The sequence below is a fragment of the Stutzerimonas sp. CXK-1 genome, assembly GCF_057738225.1.
In genome coordinates this window covers 471,876-487,556 of sequence record NZ_CM173217.1, presented here as the reverse complement: position 1 = coordinate 487,556, position 15,681 = coordinate 471,876, and the positions used below count along the sequence as shown (strand labels likewise).

The 15,681-nt window shown below is 66.4% G+C and carries 14 protein-coding genes and 1 pseudogene; 8 read left to right on the top strand and 7 right to left on the bottom strand.

Annotated elements, in window-relative coordinates:
• Positions 1-53 precede the first annotated feature (53 nt).
• The 6 genes and pseudogenes from spoT (at position 54) to AC0KXH_RS02335 (ending at position 6,131) form a co-directional block, all read left to right on the top strand.
• The gene (spoT, locus tag AC0KXH_RS02360; RefSeq protein WP_061337931.1) at positions 54-2,162 is read left to right on the top strand and encodes a bifunctional GTP diphosphokinase/guanosine-3',5'-bis pyrophosphate 3'-pyrophosphohydrolase; all 2,109 of its coding nucleotides are present in this window, start codon (positions 54-56) and stop codon (positions 2,160-2,162) included.
• Between the two features lie 253 nt (positions 2,163-2,415).
• The gene (locus AC0KXH_RS02355) at positions 2,416-3,900 is read left to right on the top strand and encodes a PAAR domain-containing protein (protein ID WP_488224090.1); all 1,485 of its coding nucleotides are present in this window, start codon (positions 2,416-2,418) and stop codon (positions 3,898-3,900) included.
• 53 nt (positions 3,901-3,953) lie between these two features.
• Positions 3,954-4,334, top strand: coding sequence for a hypothetical protein (locus tag AC0KXH_RS02350; protein ID WP_488224089.1), 381 nt, complete (start codon positions 3,954-3,956; stop codon positions 4,332-4,334).
• On the top strand, positions 4,331-4,969 hold the full coding sequence (locus tag AC0KXH_RS02345) for a DUF2931 family protein (RefSeq protein WP_312941006.1): 639 nt from the start codon (positions 4,331-4,333) through the stop codon (positions 4,967-4,969). The genes AC0KXH_RS02350 and AC0KXH_RS02345 overlap by 4 nt, the downstream gene beginning before the upstream one ends.
• A 14-nt stretch (positions 4,970-4,983) precedes the next feature.
• Positions 4,984-5,626, top strand: a pseudogene (locus tag AC0KXH_RS02340) (DUF2931 family protein).
• Positions 5,627-5,750: 124 nt separating this feature from the next.
• The gene (locus AC0KXH_RS02335) at positions 5,751-6,131 is read left to right on the top strand and encodes a RidA family protein (protein WP_043218123.1); all 381 of its coding nucleotides are present in this window, start codon (positions 5,751-5,753) and stop codon (positions 6,129-6,131) included.
• Positions 6,132-6,189: 58 nt separating this feature from the next.
• On the opposite strand, the gene AC0KXH_RS02330 is transcribed toward AC0KXH_RS02335, so the two are convergent.
• Both AC0KXH_RS02330 and AC0KXH_RS02325 read right to left on the bottom strand, forming a co-directional pair.
• Positions 6,190-6,747 (bottom strand): OmpA family protein, encoded by a 558-nt coding sequence (locus tag AC0KXH_RS02330; RefSeq protein WP_488224088.1) that lies wholly within the window; start codon positions 6,745-6,747, stop codon positions 6,190-6,192.
• Complete coding sequence (locus tag AC0KXH_RS02325; RefSeq protein WP_437270297.1) at positions 6,744-7,202, bottom strand: FecR family protein; 459 nt, start codon at positions 7,200-7,202, stop codon at positions 6,744-6,746. Before AC0KXH_RS02325 ends, AC0KXH_RS02330 begins: the two co-directional genes overlap by 4 nt.
• Before the next feature lie 396 nt (positions 7,203-7,598).
• On the opposite strand from AC0KXH_RS02325, the gene AC0KXH_RS02320 reads away from it, so the two are divergent.
• Positions 7,599-9,566, top strand: coding sequence for an AAA family ATPase (locus tag AC0KXH_RS02320; protein ID WP_488224087.1), 1,968 nt, complete (start codon positions 7,599-7,601; stop codon positions 9,564-9,566).
• 714 nt (positions 9,567-10,280) lie between these two features.
• On the opposite strand, the gene AC0KXH_RS02315 is transcribed toward AC0KXH_RS02320, so the two are convergent.
• The 4 genes from AC0KXH_RS02315 to AC0KXH_RS02300 form a co-directional block, all read right to left on the bottom strand.
• Positions 10,281-10,898, bottom strand: coding sequence for a TPM domain-containing protein (locus AC0KXH_RS02315; RefSeq protein WP_061337938.1), 618 nt, complete (start codon positions 10,896-10,898; stop codon positions 10,281-10,283).
• 9 nt (positions 10,899-10,907) lie between these two features.
• On the bottom strand, positions 10,908-11,663 hold the full coding sequence (locus AC0KXH_RS02310) for a TPM domain-containing protein (protein WP_488224086.1): 756 nt from the start codon (positions 11,661-11,663) through the stop codon (positions 10,908-10,910).
• On the bottom strand, positions 11,660-12,268 hold the full coding sequence (locus AC0KXH_RS02305; protein ID WP_043222867.1) for a LemA family protein: 609 nt from the start codon (positions 12,266-12,268) through the stop codon (positions 11,660-11,662). The genes AC0KXH_RS02310 and AC0KXH_RS02305 overlap by 4 nt, the downstream gene beginning before the upstream one ends.
• Before the next feature lie 99 nt (positions 12,269-12,367).
• The gene (locus AC0KXH_RS02300) at positions 12,368-13,291 is read right to left on the bottom strand and encodes a LysR family transcriptional regulator (protein ID WP_488224085.1); all 924 of its coding nucleotides are present in this window, start codon (positions 13,289-13,291) and stop codon (positions 12,368-12,370) included.
• Positions 13,292-13,391: 100 nt separating this feature from the next.
• Here AC0KXH_RS02300 and AC0KXH_RS02295 point away from each other — a divergent pair, with 100 nt between their 5' ends.
• On the top strand, positions 13,392-14,405 hold the full coding sequence (locus tag AC0KXH_RS02295) for a zinc-binding alcohol dehydrogenase family protein (RefSeq protein ID WP_488224084.1): 1,014 nt from the start codon (positions 13,392-13,394) through the stop codon (positions 14,403-14,405).
• A 17-nt stretch (positions 14,406-14,422) separates the two neighbouring features.
• Here AC0KXH_RS02295 and AC0KXH_RS02290 read toward each other — a convergent pair whose 3' ends face one another.
• Positions 14,423-15,646: a CaiB/BaiF CoA transferase family protein gene (locus AC0KXH_RS02290; RefSeq protein ID WP_488224083.1), complete on the bottom strand. Its 1,224-nt coding sequence runs from the start codon at positions 15,644-15,646 to the stop codon at positions 14,423-14,425.
• Between the last annotated feature and the right edge of the window lie 35 nt (positions 15,647-15,681).

Genomic DNA, 15,681 nt, shown 5'->3' with positions numbered 1-15,681 from the left:
CCCGGTCGACGTCGAGCTGCATCACTCGAAGCCTGCCGGCAAGGAGCAACGCCTTGCCAGCCATAGACGCCCTGGCTGATCGCCTGTCGACCTACCTCGGCCCGGACCAGGTCAACCTGGTCCGCCGCGCCTATTTCTATGCCGAGCAGGCCCATGACGGCCAGCGTCGGCGCAGTGGCGAAGCCTACGTCACGCACCCGCTGGCAGTCGCCAACATCCTCGCCGACATGCACATGGATCATCAGAGCCTGATGGCCGCGATGCTGCATGACGTGATCGAGGATACCGGCATTCCCAAGGAAGCCCTGGTTGCGCAGTTCGGCGAAACCGTCGCCGAACTGGTCGACGGCGTCAGCAAGCTGACCCAGATGGACTTCCAGTCCAAGGCCGAAGCGCAGGCGGAAAACTTCCAGAAGATGGCCATGGCCATGGCCCGCGACATTCGCGTCATCCTGGTCAAGCTCGCCGACCGTCTGCATAACATGCGCACCCTCGAGGTACTGGCCGGGGAGAAGCGCCGCCGCATCGCCAAGGAAACGCTGGAAATCTACGCCCCGATCGCCAACCGCCTGGGCATGCATACCATGCGCGTGGAGTTCGAAGACCTGGGCTTCAAGGCGATGCACCCGATGCGCTCCGAGCGCATCCGCGCTGCCGTGCGCCGGGCGCGCGGCAATCGCAACGAAATCGTCGAGAAGATCGAGGAATCGCTGATCCACTGCCTCGAGCGCGAAGGGCTCGAAGGCGAGGTGATGGGCCGCGAAAAGCACCTCTACAGCATCTACAAGAAAATGCGCGGCAAGCGCCGGGCGTTCAACGAGATCATGGACGTCTATGCCTTCCGCATCGTCGTCGACAAGGTGGACACCTGCTACCGCGTGCTCGGCGCCGTGCACAACCTGTACAAGCCACTGCCCGGCCGTTTCAAGGATTACATCGCGATCCCCAAGGCCAACGGCTACCAGTCCCTGCACACGACCCTGTTCGGCATGCATGGCGTGCCCATCGAGATCCAGATCCGCACCCGCGAAATGGAAGAGATGGCCAACAACGGGATCGCTGCGCACTGGCTGTACAAATCCAACGGCGAGGAAACGCCCAAGGGCACCCACGCACGGGCACGGCAGTGGGTCAAGGGCGTGCTGGAACTGCAGCAGCGCGCCGGCAATTCGCTGGAATTCATTGAGAGCGTGAAGATCGACCTGTTTCCGGACGAGGTCTATGTCTTCACTCCCAAGGGCCGCATCATGGAGATGCCCAAGGGCTCGACCGCCGTCGACTTCGCCTATGCGGTACACACCGACGTTGGCAACACCTGTATCGCCTGCCGCGTCAACCGTCGCCTGGCGCCGCTCTCGCAACCCCTGGAAAGCGGCTCGACGGTGGAAATCGTCACCGCTCCGGGCGCACGGCCGAACCCGGCCTGGCTGAACTTCGTCGTCACCGGCAAGGCTCGCACCCACATCCGCCATGCGCTCAAGCTGCAGCGTCGCTCCGAGTCGGTGAACCTCGGCGAACGCCTGCTGAACAAGGTTCTCGCCGGCTTCGAGACCAGCCTGGAGAAAATCGGCCCCGAGCGCATCCGCCAGACCGTCGCCGAATACCAGGTCGACTCGATGGACGACCTGCTCGAGGACATCGGCCTGGGCAATCGCATGGCCTACGTCATCGCTCGCAGACTGATTGCGAGCGAGGGCGAACAGGCTCCGGCCGACGAGGGCCCGCTGGCGATCCGTGGCACCGAGGGCCTGGTCCTCAGTTATGCCAAGTGCTGCACTCCGATTCCGGGCGACCCGATCGTCGGTCACCTGTCGGCCGGCAAGGGCATGGTGGTGCATCAGGAGAGCTGCCGGAACATCAGCGAGGTTCGCCACAACCCGGACAAGTGCATCCAGCTGTCCTGGTCGAAGGACGTCACCGGCGAATTCAACGTCGAATTGCGCATCGAGCTCGAACACCAGCGCGGCCTCATCGCCCTGCTCGCCGGCAGCGTCAATGCCGCCGACGGCAATATCGAGAAGATCGGCATGGACGAACGCGATGGCCGCATCAGCGTCGTGCAGCTGGTGGTCAGCGTGCACGACCGCGTGCATCTGGCACGCGTGATCAAGAAGCTGCGCACCATCAAGGGCGTCACGCGGATCACCCGCGTCAAGGCTTAACCGTATCGGCCGACGAACCTAGGGTGGATGTCGCTTTCACATCCACCCTGACTCCGCTTTGCCTTGTCGCTTGAGGCGCACCGCAGTTTCCGCCTGCGCAAACCGGGCGAGGCCTTGTCGCGCCACGACGGTTCATCCGCCGCCCATGAACACGGGCGATTGCGAACCAGCTCTTGAAAACCGGCAGCCCGCTTGCGAACCACTCGCCTGTTTAGGCAAGGTGCCGCCTCGCATACCGATAAGGAAATTGGTCATGTCCGGCAAACCCGCCGCCCGCCTGGGCGATTCCAGCAGCTGCCCGAAGACCGGGCATGGGAACAACCCCATCGCGAGCGGCTCGCCCGATGTTTTCTTCGACGGCCTACCCGCCGTCCGCGCTGGCGACAGCACAGGCTGCGGCAGCACCCTGTCAAGCAATCTCGTTCCCAATGTGCTGATCAATGGCAAACCAGCCGCCACCCTGGGCAGCCTCGGCGACCACGGCAGCGTGGTGATCGGCGGCTCGGGCACCGTGATCATCGGCGCCTCACACACGCCGAGCCCCTTCGTGCCACCCGAGCCGCTGAATATCGCCACCTCCGCGCATGCCATGCTGGCCAGCCCCGCCTTGCCCCAACGGTCGGCTATCCCCATGGCCCGTGCTTGGCAGGAAGAGCCCGGCGACCTCGCCCCACTGGGGCTGGAACAAGAGGACGAAGAGGAAGAGCTGGGCGACCAGCCGCAGCAGCTGGAGCGTCAGGCCATCACCCTGCGCATCGGCGTGTTCTTCGACGGCACCGGCAACAATGCCGCCAACAGCGCCATCGGCGCCCAGTGCCGCGCACCGGCGCTCGGCCTCGACGAGCAGGAAGCGCTGGCCATGGTCCAGCGCTGCGAAGCGCATCATCTCGACCCGGACAGCAGCTACGCCAACGATGTGAGCAATATCTGGCGGCTGTATGATCTCTACCCGAATGACTCGGGCCAGGCATTGCCCGCTAGGACGAACAATGCCAGCTTGCGGGTCTACGTCACCGGTATCGGTACAACCACTGGCGAACCAGACACCCTGTTTCCCGGCCAGGTCTTCGGCCAGGGTGCGACGGGGGTACTGGCCAAGGTTGCGGAAGGCATAACGCTTCTCGCAGAAGCATTGGTAGATTTCAAGGACGAAAACCCCGAACACTTACTGGCCCGGCTGGAACTGGATATCTTCGGTTTCAGCCGCGGTGCTGCGGCAGCCCGGCATTTCGCCAACCAGGTGCTACTGCGCGAGCGGGGTCCATTGGGCGAAATGCGCCAAGCGGGCAAGCTCGGCGTTACGCGCAGCTTCGATTGGCGAAACGACGTCGCCGTCAACTTCATCGGTCTGTTCGATACCGTGGCCGCTATCGGCGGCTGGGACGACTGGGGCGATCCCAGCGATGACGTCAACGGCGGAATCGATCTCCATCTGGCGCCCGATGCGGCCCGCCAGGTGGTGCATCTAGTCGCCCGTGACGAATACCGGCGCAACTTCGCCCTCAACCAGGTCTCCCCGCAGCACCGGGGATCGTGCTGCCCGGCGCCCATTCGGACCTGGGCGGTGGCTACCAGCCACTGTGCCGCGAGCGGCTCTACCCCATACGCCCACGCAGCAACTGGGTCAGCCGAACGACCACCCCATCCAACACCCTGGCCTACCAACAGGCGCAGCAGGACACCGAACTCGCCCGTCAGGCCGACCTTCTCCACCCACATGACCGCACCGCGCAGCTAGGAACGGACGTCTGGGAGCACTTCATGCCCTCCAGCGGCGGACGCGGCGACCAGATGAAATACGTGCTGGCGGCGCCCTATCTGGAGCGCAGGGTCTACGGGCACCTTTCGCGGGTGTATCTGCGGGTCATGCATACGCTTGCTGTGGAAGCAGGCGTTCCGCTCGATTTCATCGACGAACAAGACAGCAAACTCTCTCTACCCGCAGAGCTTGTACCTATCAGCGGCAAGCTGCTGGCCTGGGCCAGAAGCGGCAACGGCGCGCTGGATATGGAAGAGGAGCGCCTGCTGCGCCAGCGCTATATTCACCTGTCGGCCAATTGGAACGCCGCTGCAGGACGTGGCGGTAGCCTGCTCGATGTGGTCTTCGTCAATGCCCCGGCCGAACGCGGACGGGCACGCCATGCCGACCGGCCCCAGGAGAAAAAGCGATGAGAGCACCACTGCTTGGCCTGTTTCTTATGCTGCTCGGCGGCTGTGCCAGCGCCGAGAGAGGCCCCGGAAGCCTGCCGTACAAATACTGGTACCTGGGTTTTCTGGCGCCGGACTATATGGAGGTTTGGGTGGAGACAGCCGGCGTGAAAGATATTCGTGGACGTAATTTTTTTCACGTAGGTAGCGGCATAGTGGCCGTTCGCACCCCGCCAGAAGGCCAAGGGAACGCTGCCGGTTGGGGTGAACGCTTCGGCAGGGGTGCGGGGCGCCACGTCAATGGCGCCGATCTGCCCGAGCGCATCTACGTGCGGTGGCAGTCCCTAGCGGAACCCCAGACCTATCGGGTGGTCTTGGACATTCCCGAACGCGCCCGGCAATTGATGAGCGAACGGCTTGATCCACCCTGCCCAGCCAGTGATTACCGTTATGCCCTCACTTTGGGACTCGCACCGGGCGGCGTGGTCAGGGGCTGGGTCATGAGCACCTGCGGCGAGCCCATCGAAGTCCTGCGCGCCCAGGCGGAAATCGAGCCAAAGGGCCCCTATGAAGGAACCTCCCAGGGGGCCCATCGGCCGCTTTCGGAAACCTCCAGAGCCTATATCGAAAAACACGGTATCCCCTACGGCTCTTGGTGAGCAGGCAAGCGATCATGACCGCCTCCAAGTTGCCGCTCATCTTGGCCTTACTGTTTCTCGGCGGCTGCGCCGAGAGAAACCCCGGCAGCCTGCCCTATAAATGCTGGCGCCTGGGCTTTCTGGCTCCAGACCATATGGAGGTCTGGGTAGAAACCGCCGATGTGGAGGACATACGCGGCAACCTTTTCTATCGAATGGGAGGGGGGCACCGTATCGATCGCCAAGCCGTCCGATGGCAGCGGGAACACCGCTGGGTGGTGCAGCGGCCTAGGCTGGGGCGCGGGCCGTCATGTCAACGGCGCCGACCTGCCCCGGCGCATCTACGTGCGCTGGCAATCCCTGGCCGAGCCCCAGACCTACCGGGTCATTCTCGAGATTCCCGAACGCGCCCGACAGTTGATGAGCGAGCGGCTCGATCCGCCCTGCCCCGCCAGCGAATACCGGGAAGCCTTCGCCTTGGGACTCGCACCGGGCGGCGTGGTCAGGGGCTGGGTCATGAGCACCTGCGGCGGGCCCATCGAAGTCCTGCGCGCCCAGGCGGAAATCGAGCCCAAGGAGCCACCCCAAGGCAAGACCGGCGGCCAGTACGCACTGCCATTAGAGCCCGAATCCAGAGCCTATATCGAAAAACACGGCATTCCCTACGGATCCTGGTGAGCAGTCAGGCGCGAGCCGCGGCCACTGTTTCCACACAATACCGGGTTAGAATCCTTGTCCCCGGCTTTCGCTCTTCACTTGAGGCTCGCCACTCAAGGCTTGCCGCACCCCCGAAGGAGATCCCATGTCCCGCACCGTCATTTCCACCGACAAGGCGCCTGCCGCCATCGGCACCTATTCCCAGGCCATCAAGACCGGCAACACCGTCTACCTGTCCGGGCAGATTCCGCTGAATCCGCAGACCATGGAGCTGGTCGAAGGCTTCGAAGCCCAGGCCGTGCAGGTGTTCGAGAACCTCAAGGCGGTGGCTGAAGCGGCTGGCGGCTCGCTCAAGGACGTCGCCAAGCTGAACATCTTCCTCACCGACCTTGGCAACTTCGCCACGGTCAACGAAGTGATGAGCCGCTACTTCGAACAGCCCTACCCGGCCCGCGCGGCCATCGGCGTCGCCGCCCTGCCGAAGGCGGCGCAGGTCGAAATGGATGCGATCATGGTGCTCGACTGAGCCAGCCGCCTGCGCGTCCTGTCGTAGCCGACGCGGCGCGCAGGCGACCATTCGAAAGCTACTGCACCCAGACCTCCACGCGCCGATTGAGCGGCTCGTAGGTCTCGTCCGGGGTCGCCCGCAGTGGGTCCGCTTCGCCATGGGAAGCGACCCGTAGCTGCAACAACTCGATGCCACTGGCCTGCAGCTTGCGGGCCAGCTGCCCGGCGCGCTTGAGCCCGACCCGCTCGTTATAGCCAGCCTCACCAAGCGTATCGGTATGGCCGATCACGCTGACCATCGCCGGCGCGCGCTGTCGCAGACTCGTTAGAAGCTGCGCGTAGACCCGCTGCGACTCATCGGTCAGCTCGTTCCAGTCACGAAAGTACAGGCGAAATCGCAGCGGCGCCGGCGCCAACGATGCACTCACCCAGTCCGGTTCGTCGCGATTACCAGTGCCGCGTAGCCAGCCGCCGCCGGAATACCAGGCAGCCTCGCCCGGCTCTTTCAGGCTCAAGCGCTGCTCGCCCTCCGCCACCGTCACGCTGCCAGGCCCTTCGAGCAGAGTGACACGGCTGCTACCACAGCCAGCCAGCGCCGACAGCAGCCATAAGACCGACCAATGCCACGGCTTCATCGGCCAGCCCTCACCAGCACGCCGGCCGCTCCGTCGAGCGTGACCTGGCCATCGGCGGTATCGATGCGCAGTGCCGCCCCCGCCAGGCGCGTGAGTTCACCCCCCTTCAGATAGAGGCTGCCGCGCTCCAGCCGAGCGCGAAAACCGAGCGCTCGTCGCGCCGGGGCGAACTCGAAGGCCGCCAGGCGCAGTCGGCTTTCCGGCCCCAGCACCAGGCGCGTGCCGTCATTCAGGGCCAGGCCAAGGCGACCCTGGTCGGTTTCCAGCACGGCACCGACCACCAGAGCTTGCCCGAGCCGAACCGGGGCGACCTGGCCCCGATTGATGAACCGCGACGCACCGTCGACCGAGCGCACCAGCCCGATCACTTCGGGCAATGCAGACGCCTCGGCCGCGCCGGGCAACGCCACGGCGACCAACATGCCAAAAGCCACCCCGTGCAAAACGCGATACATGGTTAGCCAAACCTCCCCTGTTGCGGCTGCCTCTCTCTGGCAGCAACAGGTGGCCCAAGATTCCCCCTCGATGGGTAAAAAGGTGAACAGCGCACCCTTCGACAACGAATCGGACGCCCACGCCGAACGATCAGGAGTTCAGTCCGTCACCGGTCATTCGTCGCAAAGGCATCGTCCATTCGTCGCACCGCCCCAAGCTGGCCGGTGCTTGCCGTATCCTCGCCAGCAGTCGGGAAGGGGAAACCGACCAGCGGTCGAGCACATAACTCACATCCATAAGCCTGCGGCCGTAAAGCACAGTACCGATGTGCTTGCGGGTCGACCCGCGTAAAAAAACTGTGGTCCGCCACCGGCGGTTGTTTATCGATGCATCGGGCTGGCCCGATTGGATGTGACATGAAGAAACCACGACTGCTCCAAGGCCCACGCGGCCTTGCGCTTGTTGCCCTGTTGCTGGTCGGCGCCGCTGCGCTGGCTTTCTGGGCGCTCCGCTCCACCCCACCGGCGACGCCCGCCGAGCCCGGTACCGCAGCTGCCATGCTGGCCGAGCTGCAGGCATCGCGCGAGCCCTGGCAGGCCAACCGCGGCGACCTTTCGCGCCTGATCGGTGACCTGCGCGAGCAGCGCATCGCGAGTGCCGCCCTGGCCCCGGATGCGGTCTACGTGACCGCCGTTGACGGCGCCCGCTACTGGGTGCCGGACATCTCCGGGCGCGCCGCCGGCCTGCTGCTCGGCCAGTACGCCGATGCCGCCACCCGGCTGTTCCCGCTGGCCCTCTATGAAACCGACGCCGAAGCCCGCTGGTACAAGCCGCTGGTACCCTACCTACCGTTCGCCCTGGTGCTGGTTCTGGCGCTGGTCTACCTGGCGGTGCGCAGCAGCGGTTTCCAGATCCAGCGCAAGCGCAGCGAGGTCGGCTTCGATGACGTGATCGGCGCCAGCGAGGCCAAGCAGGCGCTGCGCGACGTCACCGCCTACCTGCGCGACCCGCAGGCCTATGCGCGGCTCGGCGCGCGTCCACCCAAGGGCGTGCTGCTGACCGGCGAACCCGGCACCGGCAAGACCCAGCTGGCCAAGGCGCTGGCCGGGGAAGCGAATGCCAGCTTCATCCAGGTGACCGGCAGCGACTTCTCTTCGATGTACTTCGGCGTCGGCATCCAGAAGGTCAAGTCGCTGTTCCGCACCGCACGCCGGCAGGCACCGTGCATCATCTTCATCGACGAGATCGACGGCATCGGCAAGCGCGCCGAACAACAGCGCTCCAGCGATGCCGAGAGCAACCGCATCATCAACCAGTTCCTCGCCGAGCTGGACGGTTTCGACGGCAGCAGCGGCGTGCTGGTGCTCGGCGCGACCAACTTTCCGAACTCGCTGGACCCGGCGCTGGTGCGCGAAGGCCGCTTCGACCGCAGCATCGCCGTCGGCCTGCCCGGCCTCGATGACCGCGAGGCGCTGTTCCGCCTGTATGCCGGCCGCGTGCGCGCCGAGCAGGGCCTGGACTTCGCCCAGCTGGCGCGCAACACCGTCGGCCTGACGCCCGCAGCCATTGCCCAAATCGTCAACCATGCCGCCCTGCTGGCCGCCCGCGCCGGCGCCGGTACGGTCGCCATGGGGCATTTCGTCGACGCCATCGAGACCTGCCGCATCGGCGAAAAGCCCGCCGGCGTCAGCCCGATGTCGGAAACCGAGCGCAAGCGCATCGCCGTCCACGAGGCCGGCCACGCGCTGGTCGCCGCGGCGCTGAAGGTCGGCCGGGTGGAAAAGGTCACCATCCTGCCGCGCGGCCAGGCGCTCGGCGTCACCCTGGTCACGCCGGTCGAGGACAAGCGCCTGCACCTGCATTCGGAACTGCGCGCGCGCATTCAGATGCTACTCGCCGGCCGCGGTGCCGAGCAGCTGTACTTCCACGAGGTGTCGTCCGGCGCCGGGCAGGACCTGCAGGAAGCCTCGAAGATCGCCCTGTCGATGGTCGGTGCGCTGGGCATGAGCCCGAGCGGTTCGCTGCTCAGCCTGCAGGCGGTACGCGATGCGCACATCGAGTTCGATTCCGGCGAAGCCATCCGCGCCGCCGACGACCTGCTGCGCCAGCTCGAACGCGACTGCCTGGCGCTGCTGCAGCGCATCCGTCCGGCACTGGATGCGATCACCACGCGCCTGCTCGATGAGGAAACGGTACCGGGCGAGGCCGTCTATGCCGCCATCGCCACCCTGCCGGAAGTACCGCAGGAGGCGAGCGTCAGCCATATCGTCGGCCATGCGCTGCATGCCATCGATCGCGTCGCTGCCAGCGCGCTGGAGCATGCCGAGCATTTCGAGCTGTCGCCGCAGGACAACCCGCGCGACGACGGACCGGGGATGGCCTGAGGTCGGCGCGCCCCGGTAACGGCTTCGGTGGAAAAGCGCTGCGAGCGTTTTCCACTCTACGCTCCTGCGGGCACTGCGTAGGGTGGATGGCCGAAGCCATCCACCGGAAGCCCCGCCCGCAGCCCTCGCCACCCGCCACCCGAACCTGCGCGCCCCTCGCCCACTGCGTGGAAAAGCGCTGCGCGCGTTTTCCACCCTACGCTCCTGCGAGCCGCGTGGGGTGGCTGGCCGAAGCCAGCCACCGAACGCCCTGGCCGCCAGCTTCGCCACCTGCCACTCGAGCCCGCGCACCCTCGCCCATTACGTGGAAAAGCGCTGCGCGCGTTTTCCACCCTACGCTCCTGCGAGCCGCGTGGGGTGGATGGCCGAAGCCAGCCACCGAAAGCCCTGGCCGCCAGCTTTGCCACCTGCCACTCGAGCCCGCGCACCCTCGCCCATTACGTGGAAAAGCGCCGTGCGCATTTTCCACCCTACGCTCCAGCAAGCCACGTAGGGTGGATGGCCGAAGCCAACCACCGAACGCCCTGGCCGCCAGCTTTGCCACCTGCCACTCGAGCCCGCGCACCCTCGCCCATTACGTGGAAAAGCGCTGCGCGCGTTTTCCACCCTACGCTCCAGCGAGCACCGTGTAGGGTGGATGGCCGAAGCCATCCACCGAAAGCCCCGGCCGCGGCCTTGCCCGTCGCAGGCAGGCACGGCGCCACCCGGCCGGGGCTAGTCCAGCACCACCAGCCGGTTGGGCAATTCGTTGCGCGGATGGGTCTTGGGCACTTGCTCGCGCAGCAGCTCGCCGCAGGATTCGATGCAGGCGAGAAAGCCTTCGAGGACCTGCCCGTCGCGCACGCGCCCGGTGAACTCTGCGACCACCGCCTGCCAGGCGCTGTTGTCGATACGGCGGGAAATACCGCGGTCGACGAGGATTTCCACGTAGCGCTCAGCTTCGGAGACGAAGATCAGCATGCCGGTCTCGCCCTCGGTGTGGTGCAGGTTGAGTTCGAGGAACTGCCGGCGCGCCAGGTTGCAGGCCCGCCAGCGGCGCACCGCCGGCGGGATCAGCCGGGTGGTCAGGCCCGGCAGGCGAAATAGCAGCGCCAGCCCCACGAAGGTTGCCCATTGCACCAGCACCAGCTGCCAGGCGCTCAACCAGCCGCTGAAGAACAGCAGCGCGCCGGGCAGCAAGAGGGCGATCAGGCTGGCCCAGAGCAGCGGAATATAGCGGTAGTCGTCGGCGCGGGCGGCAAGCACCGTCACCAGCTCGGCGTCGGTGTGTGCCTCGACCCGCTCGATCGCCGCGGCGACCTGTTGCAGCTCGCTTTCGCTCAGTAGCGTCATGTCCTCTCCTTACCAGCCGCCGGAAGCGCCGCCGCCACCGAAACCACCGCCGCCTCCACCGAAGCCGCCGCCGCCAAATCCGCCGCCGCCACCGAAGCCACCGCCGCGGCCCATGCTGCCGAGCAGTGCCCCGAGCAGAAAGGCGCGCCCGCCACCGCCGCGGCCTCCGCGACCGCCGCCAAGCAGGAAGATCACCACCAGCATGCCGAAGAACAACAGCAATCCGAGCCCGCCGGGCCGCTCCCCCTGCAGCGGCATCACCGGACGCAGCTCGGCCGGCAGGGGTTCGCCGCCGAGCACCCGGATGATCGCCGTCGCGCCATCGAGGATGCCGCGGGCAAAGTCGCCTTCGCGAAACGCCGGGACCATGATGCGATTGATGATCACCGAGGACTGCGCATCGGTGAGTTCACCTTCCAGGCCGTAGCCGACCTCGATGCGAATCTGGCGCTCGTCACGCGCGACGATCAGCAGCGCGCCGTTGTCCTTGGCCTTCTGCCCGATCCCCCAGGCGCGCCCGAGCTCGACACCAAAGGCCTCGATGCTGCGCCCGCCGAGGTCCGGCACGGTGACCACCACCAGCTGCTCACCGCCGCTGCGCTGCTCATGACCGGCCAGCAAGCTCGTCAGGCGTGCCTCGGTCTGAGCATCGAGCAGCTCGGCGCGATCGACCACCCGCCCGGTCAGTGCCGGCAGCTCGTGCTCCTGGGCGGCCAGGGGGCCAACCAGCAGGAGCAGACCGAGCAGGCACAGCGCGCGGATCATTCGAACTTCACTTGCGGCGCCTGATCGGCATTGGTCGCCGTGGCCTCGAAGGTCTCGCGAATCGGCATGTCGCTGTACATCAGCGTGTGCCAGATGCGCCCAGGGAAGGTGCGGATCTCGGTGTTATAGCGCTCCACCGCGGCGATGAAATCACGCCGGGCCACCGCGATGCGGTTCTCCGTGCCTTCGAGTTGCGACTGCAGGGCGAGGAAGTTCTGGTTGGACTTGAGTTCCGGGTAGCGCTCGGAGACCACCATCAACCGGCTCAGCGCACCGGACAGCTGGTTCTGCGCCTGCTGGAAGCGCTGCAGTTGCTCGGGGTTGTCCAGCGTGTTGGCATCGACCTGGATCGACGTCGCTTTGGCGCGCGCCTCGATCACCGCAGTGAGGGTCTCCTGCTCCTGGCGGGCGAAGCCCTTGACCGTTTCCACCAGGTTGGGGACCAGATCGGCGCGCCGCTGGTACTGGTTTTCCACCTGGGCCCAGGCAGATTTCACCTGCTCGTCGTACTGCGGAATGTTGTTGATGCCGCAGCCGGCCAGAAGCGACGACATGAAAAGCACGACTGCCAGCTGCCAGGCGTGGGTGAAGCGCAGGGTTCGCATGATCCGTTCATCCATCGATCCGAAGTGTTCCTCTAAGGATAGCCAGCCGGCGCAAGAGTTCAGGCCGAACAACCGGAGCGAAGCGTCGCAGCGTCCTGCTCAGCGAGCGGCCAGCCAGGGCGAGGACGCCAACAGCTCGGCGCAGCGCTGCTGCAGATGCTCGCGCAGCAGCCGCACCGGCTTGCTCAACTGTGCGCGATGGGCGCAGAGCAGGTTCAAGGGCGCCGCCTCGCCGAGACAGTCTGGCAACAGCACCTGTAGACGGCCCGCGGCCACGTCGTCGGCGATGTCCAGCCAGGACTTGTAGGCCAGCCCGAGGCCGGCCAGGGCCCAGCGTCGCACCACGTCGGCATCGTCGCTGATCCGATCACCGCTGACCTGCACGGTGAGCGCCCGGCGTCCCTCCTGAAAGCACCAGCGGTCATGCACGCGCCCGGCGAGCATGAAGCGCAGGCAGTTGTGCGCCGCCAGTTCGTCCAGCCGCTGCGGCGCACCGTGACGCTGCAGGTAGGCAGGCGAGGCGCACAGCACCCGGCGGTTCTCGCCAGCAACCGGCAGCGCGACAAGGCTGGAATCCTCCGGCGCGCCATAGCGCAGGACCAGGTCCACCGGCTGGCGGAACAGATCGGTCAGCCCGTCGCCCAACAGCAGGCGCAGCTGCAACTGCGGATGGCGCGCCTGGAATTCGTCGAGCCAGGGCAGCAGCACGTTGCGCCCGAAGTCCGATGGCGCCGACAGCTGCAGCACGCCGCTGATCGCCTCGCGCCCGCCAGCGAGCGCCTGGGCACCCTCGTGCAGGCTGGCCAGTGCTGCCCGGGCATGCAGCAGATACGCCTCGCCCTCGGCGGTCAGGCGCAGGCTGCGGGTGGAGCGCACGAACAGTCGCGCCCCCAGGCTCGCCTCCAGGCGCTTCAAGGCCGCACTGGCCACCGCCGGCGACACGTCGAGCCCGCGCGCGGCCGCGGAAAGGCTGCCGCTGTCGGCGGTACGGACGAACAGCTGGAGGTCGTCGATACGCAGCATTTTCAAAATCCTGTTGAAAGAGCCTCGCTTATCGCCCCGTTTTTCCGCCGCGTCAAATAGCTGAGCATGCCCCTCCACCGAACCCATACGGAGCAACAGCATGAAAGCGGTCGCCTACTTCGAATCCCTCGCCATCGACGATCCCCGCGCGCTGCAGGACGTGGAACTGCCCGAGCCGGTACCCGGCCCGCGCGATCTGCTGGTGGAGGTGCGCGCCATTTCGGTCAACCCGGTGGATACCAAGGTACGCCGCAACACTCAGCCCGAGGGCGGTCAGCCGAAGGTGCTGGGCTGGGACGTCGCCGGTGTGGTGGTCGGGGTGGGCAGCGAAGTCAGCCTGTTCAAGGTCGGCGACGAGGTGTTCTACGCCGGCTCCATCGCCCGCGCCGGCGGCAACAGCGAACGCCATCTGGTGGACGAGCGCATCGTCGGCCGCAAGCCGCAGAGCCTGAGCTTCGCCGAGGCCGCCGCACTGCCGCTGACCGCCATCACCGCCTGGGAGCTGCTGTTCGAACGCCTGCAACTGGTGGAAGGCCAGAGCGCCGGGCAGCAGCTGCTGATCGTCGGAGCCGCCGGCGGGGTCGGTTCGATCATGCTGCAGCTGGCCCGCCAGCTCACCGAGGTCAGCGTGATCGCCACCGCCTCGCGTCCGGAAACCCAGGCCTGGGCGCGTGAACTGGGCGCGCACCATGTCATCGACCATAGTCAGCCGTTGCACGCCGAGCTGCAGCGCGCCGGTTTCGCCAGCGTCAGCCATGTCGCCAGCCTGACCCAGACCGACCAGCATTTCGACCAGCTGGTCGAGGCACTGGCACCCCAGGGCCGCCTGGCGCTCATCGACGATCCGGCCCAGCCGCTGGACGTGATGAAGCTCAAGCGCAAAAGCCTGTCGCTGCACTGGGAACTGATGTTCACCCGCTCACTGTTCGAGACGCCGGATATGATCGAGCAGCACCACCTGCTGCAGCGCGTCAGCCAGCTGGTTGATCTGGGCGTGCTGCGCACCACCCTCGGCGAGCACTTCGGCACCATCAACGCGGCTAACCTGCGCCGCGCCCATGCCCTGCTGGAAAGCGGCAAGGCCAAGGGCAAGATCGTGCTGGAAGGCTTCTGAGCTAGATAGCCTCCAGGCTAGATCACTCCGGCCGCGCGCAGGCCGACGATCTGCTCGTCGTTCATGCCCAGCAGGCGCTGCAACAGCGCCTCGCTGTGCTCGCCGAGCAGCGGCGGCGGGTTGCGGTACGCCACTGGCGAAGCGGACAGCCGCAGCGGGCTGGCCACCTGCGGCACACGGCCGGCCAGCGGATGCGGCATATCGACATTCAGCCCGCGATGCTGCACCTGCGGGTCGGCGAACACCTGCGCCAGGTCGTTGATCGGCCCGCAGGGCACACCGGCCTGCTCCAGCGCACTGACCCATTCGGCCGTGGTGCGGAACACCGTGACCTGGCGGATCAGCGGAATCAGTTCGGCGCGATGGGCAACGCGCGCGCGATTGGTGGCGAAGCGGGCATCAGCCGCCCACTCGGGACGCCCGGCCACCTCGCAGAACTTGCGGAACTGACCGTCGTTGCCGACGGTGAGGATGATGTCGCCGTCGGCAGTGGGAAAATCCTGATAGGGCACGATGTTCGGATGGGCATTGCCCATGCGCCTGGGCGCCACGCCGGTGGTGAGATAGTTGAGCGCCTGGTTGCCGAGGCAGGCGACCTGCACGTCGAGCAGCGCCGTGTCGATATGCTGGCCCTCGCCGCTGCGTTCGCGATGTGCCAGCGCAGCGAGCACGCCAACGGTGGCGTACAGGCCGGTGAGGATATCGGTCAGCGCCACACCGACCTTCACCGGCCCGGCGCCCTCCTCCGCATCGCTGCGGCCGGTCAGGCTCATCAGCCCGCCGAGGCCCTGGATCATGAAGTCGTAGCCGGCACGCGCAGCGTAGGGGCCGTCCTGGCCGAAACCGGTGATCGAGCAATAGATCAGCCGCGGATTGATCGCCTTCAGGCTTTCGTAATCCAGCCCGTAGGCGGCCAGCCCGCCGACCTTGAAGTTCTCCAGCAGCACATCGCATTGCGCCACCAGCTCGCGGATGATGCGCTGGCCCTCGGGCCGGGTGAAGTCGACGGTCAGCGACTGCTTGTTGCGGTTGGCGGTCAGGTAATAGGCCGCCTCAGAGGTGTTCTCGCCGTGCTGGTCCTTGAGATAGGGCGGGCCCCAATGGCGGGTATCGTCGCCCGTGCCAGGGCGCTCGACCTTGATCACCTCGGCGCCGAGATCACCGAGGATCTGCCCGCACCAGGGCCCGGCGAGCACGCGCGACAGGTCGAGAACACGGATATGGGACAGGGCGCCGGGCATCGCGACTTCCTTCGTGGGTAGGGTGGAAAATGACC

Bases quoted from the DNA above. Each gene is read 5' to 3' on its own strand.
- AC0KXH_RS02355 (WP_488224090.1), top strand. From the start codon at position 2,416: ATGTCCGGCAAACCCGCCGCCCGCCTGGGCGATTCCAGCAGCTGCCCG.
- AC0KXH_RS02350 (WP_488224089.1), top strand. From the start codon at position 3,954: ATGAAATACGTGCTGGCGGCGCCCTATCTGGAGCGCAGGGTCTACGGG.
- AC0KXH_RS02345 (WP_312941006.1), top strand. From the start codon at position 4,331: ATGAGAGCACCACTGCTTGGCCTGTTTCTTATGCTGCTCGGCGGCTGT.
- AC0KXH_RS02335 (WP_043218123.1), top strand. From the start codon at position 5,751: ATGTCCCGCACCGTCATTTCCACCGACAAGGCGCCTGCCGCCATCGGC.
- AC0KXH_RS02330 (WP_488224088.1), bottom strand. From the start codon at position 6,747: ATGAAGCCGTGGCATTGGTCGGTCTTATGGCTGCTGTCGGCGCTGGCT.
- AC0KXH_RS02325 (WP_437270297.1), bottom strand. From the start codon at position 7,202: ATGTATCGCGTTTTGCACGGGGTGGCTTTTGGCATGTTGGTCGCCGTG.
- AC0KXH_RS02320 (WP_488224087.1), top strand. From the start codon at position 7,599: ATGAAGAAACCACGACTGCTCCAAGGCCCACGCGGCCTTGCGCTTGTT.
- AC0KXH_RS02315 (WP_061337938.1), bottom strand. From the start codon at position 10,898: ATGACGCTACTGAGCGAAAGCGAGCTGCAACAGGTCGCCGCGGCGATC.
- AC0KXH_RS02310 (WP_488224086.1), bottom strand. From the start codon at position 11,663: ATGATCCGCGCGCTGTGCCTGCTCGGTCTGCTCCTGCTGGTTGGCCCC.
- AC0KXH_RS02305 (WP_043222867.1), bottom strand. From the start codon at position 12,268: ATGCGAACCCTGCGCTTCACCCACGCCTGGCAGCTGGCAGTCGTGCTT.
- AC0KXH_RS02300 (WP_488224085.1), bottom strand. From the start codon at position 13,291: ATGCTGCGTATCGACGACCTCCAGCTGTTCGTCCGTACCGCCGACAGC.
- AC0KXH_RS02295 (WP_488224084.1), top strand. From the start codon at position 13,392: ATGAAAGCGGTCGCCTACTTCGAATCCCTCGCCATCGACGATCCCCGC.
- AC0KXH_RS02290 (WP_488224083.1), bottom strand. From the start codon at position 15,646: ATGCCCGGCGCCCTGTCCCATATCCGTGTTCTCGACCTGTCGCGCGTG.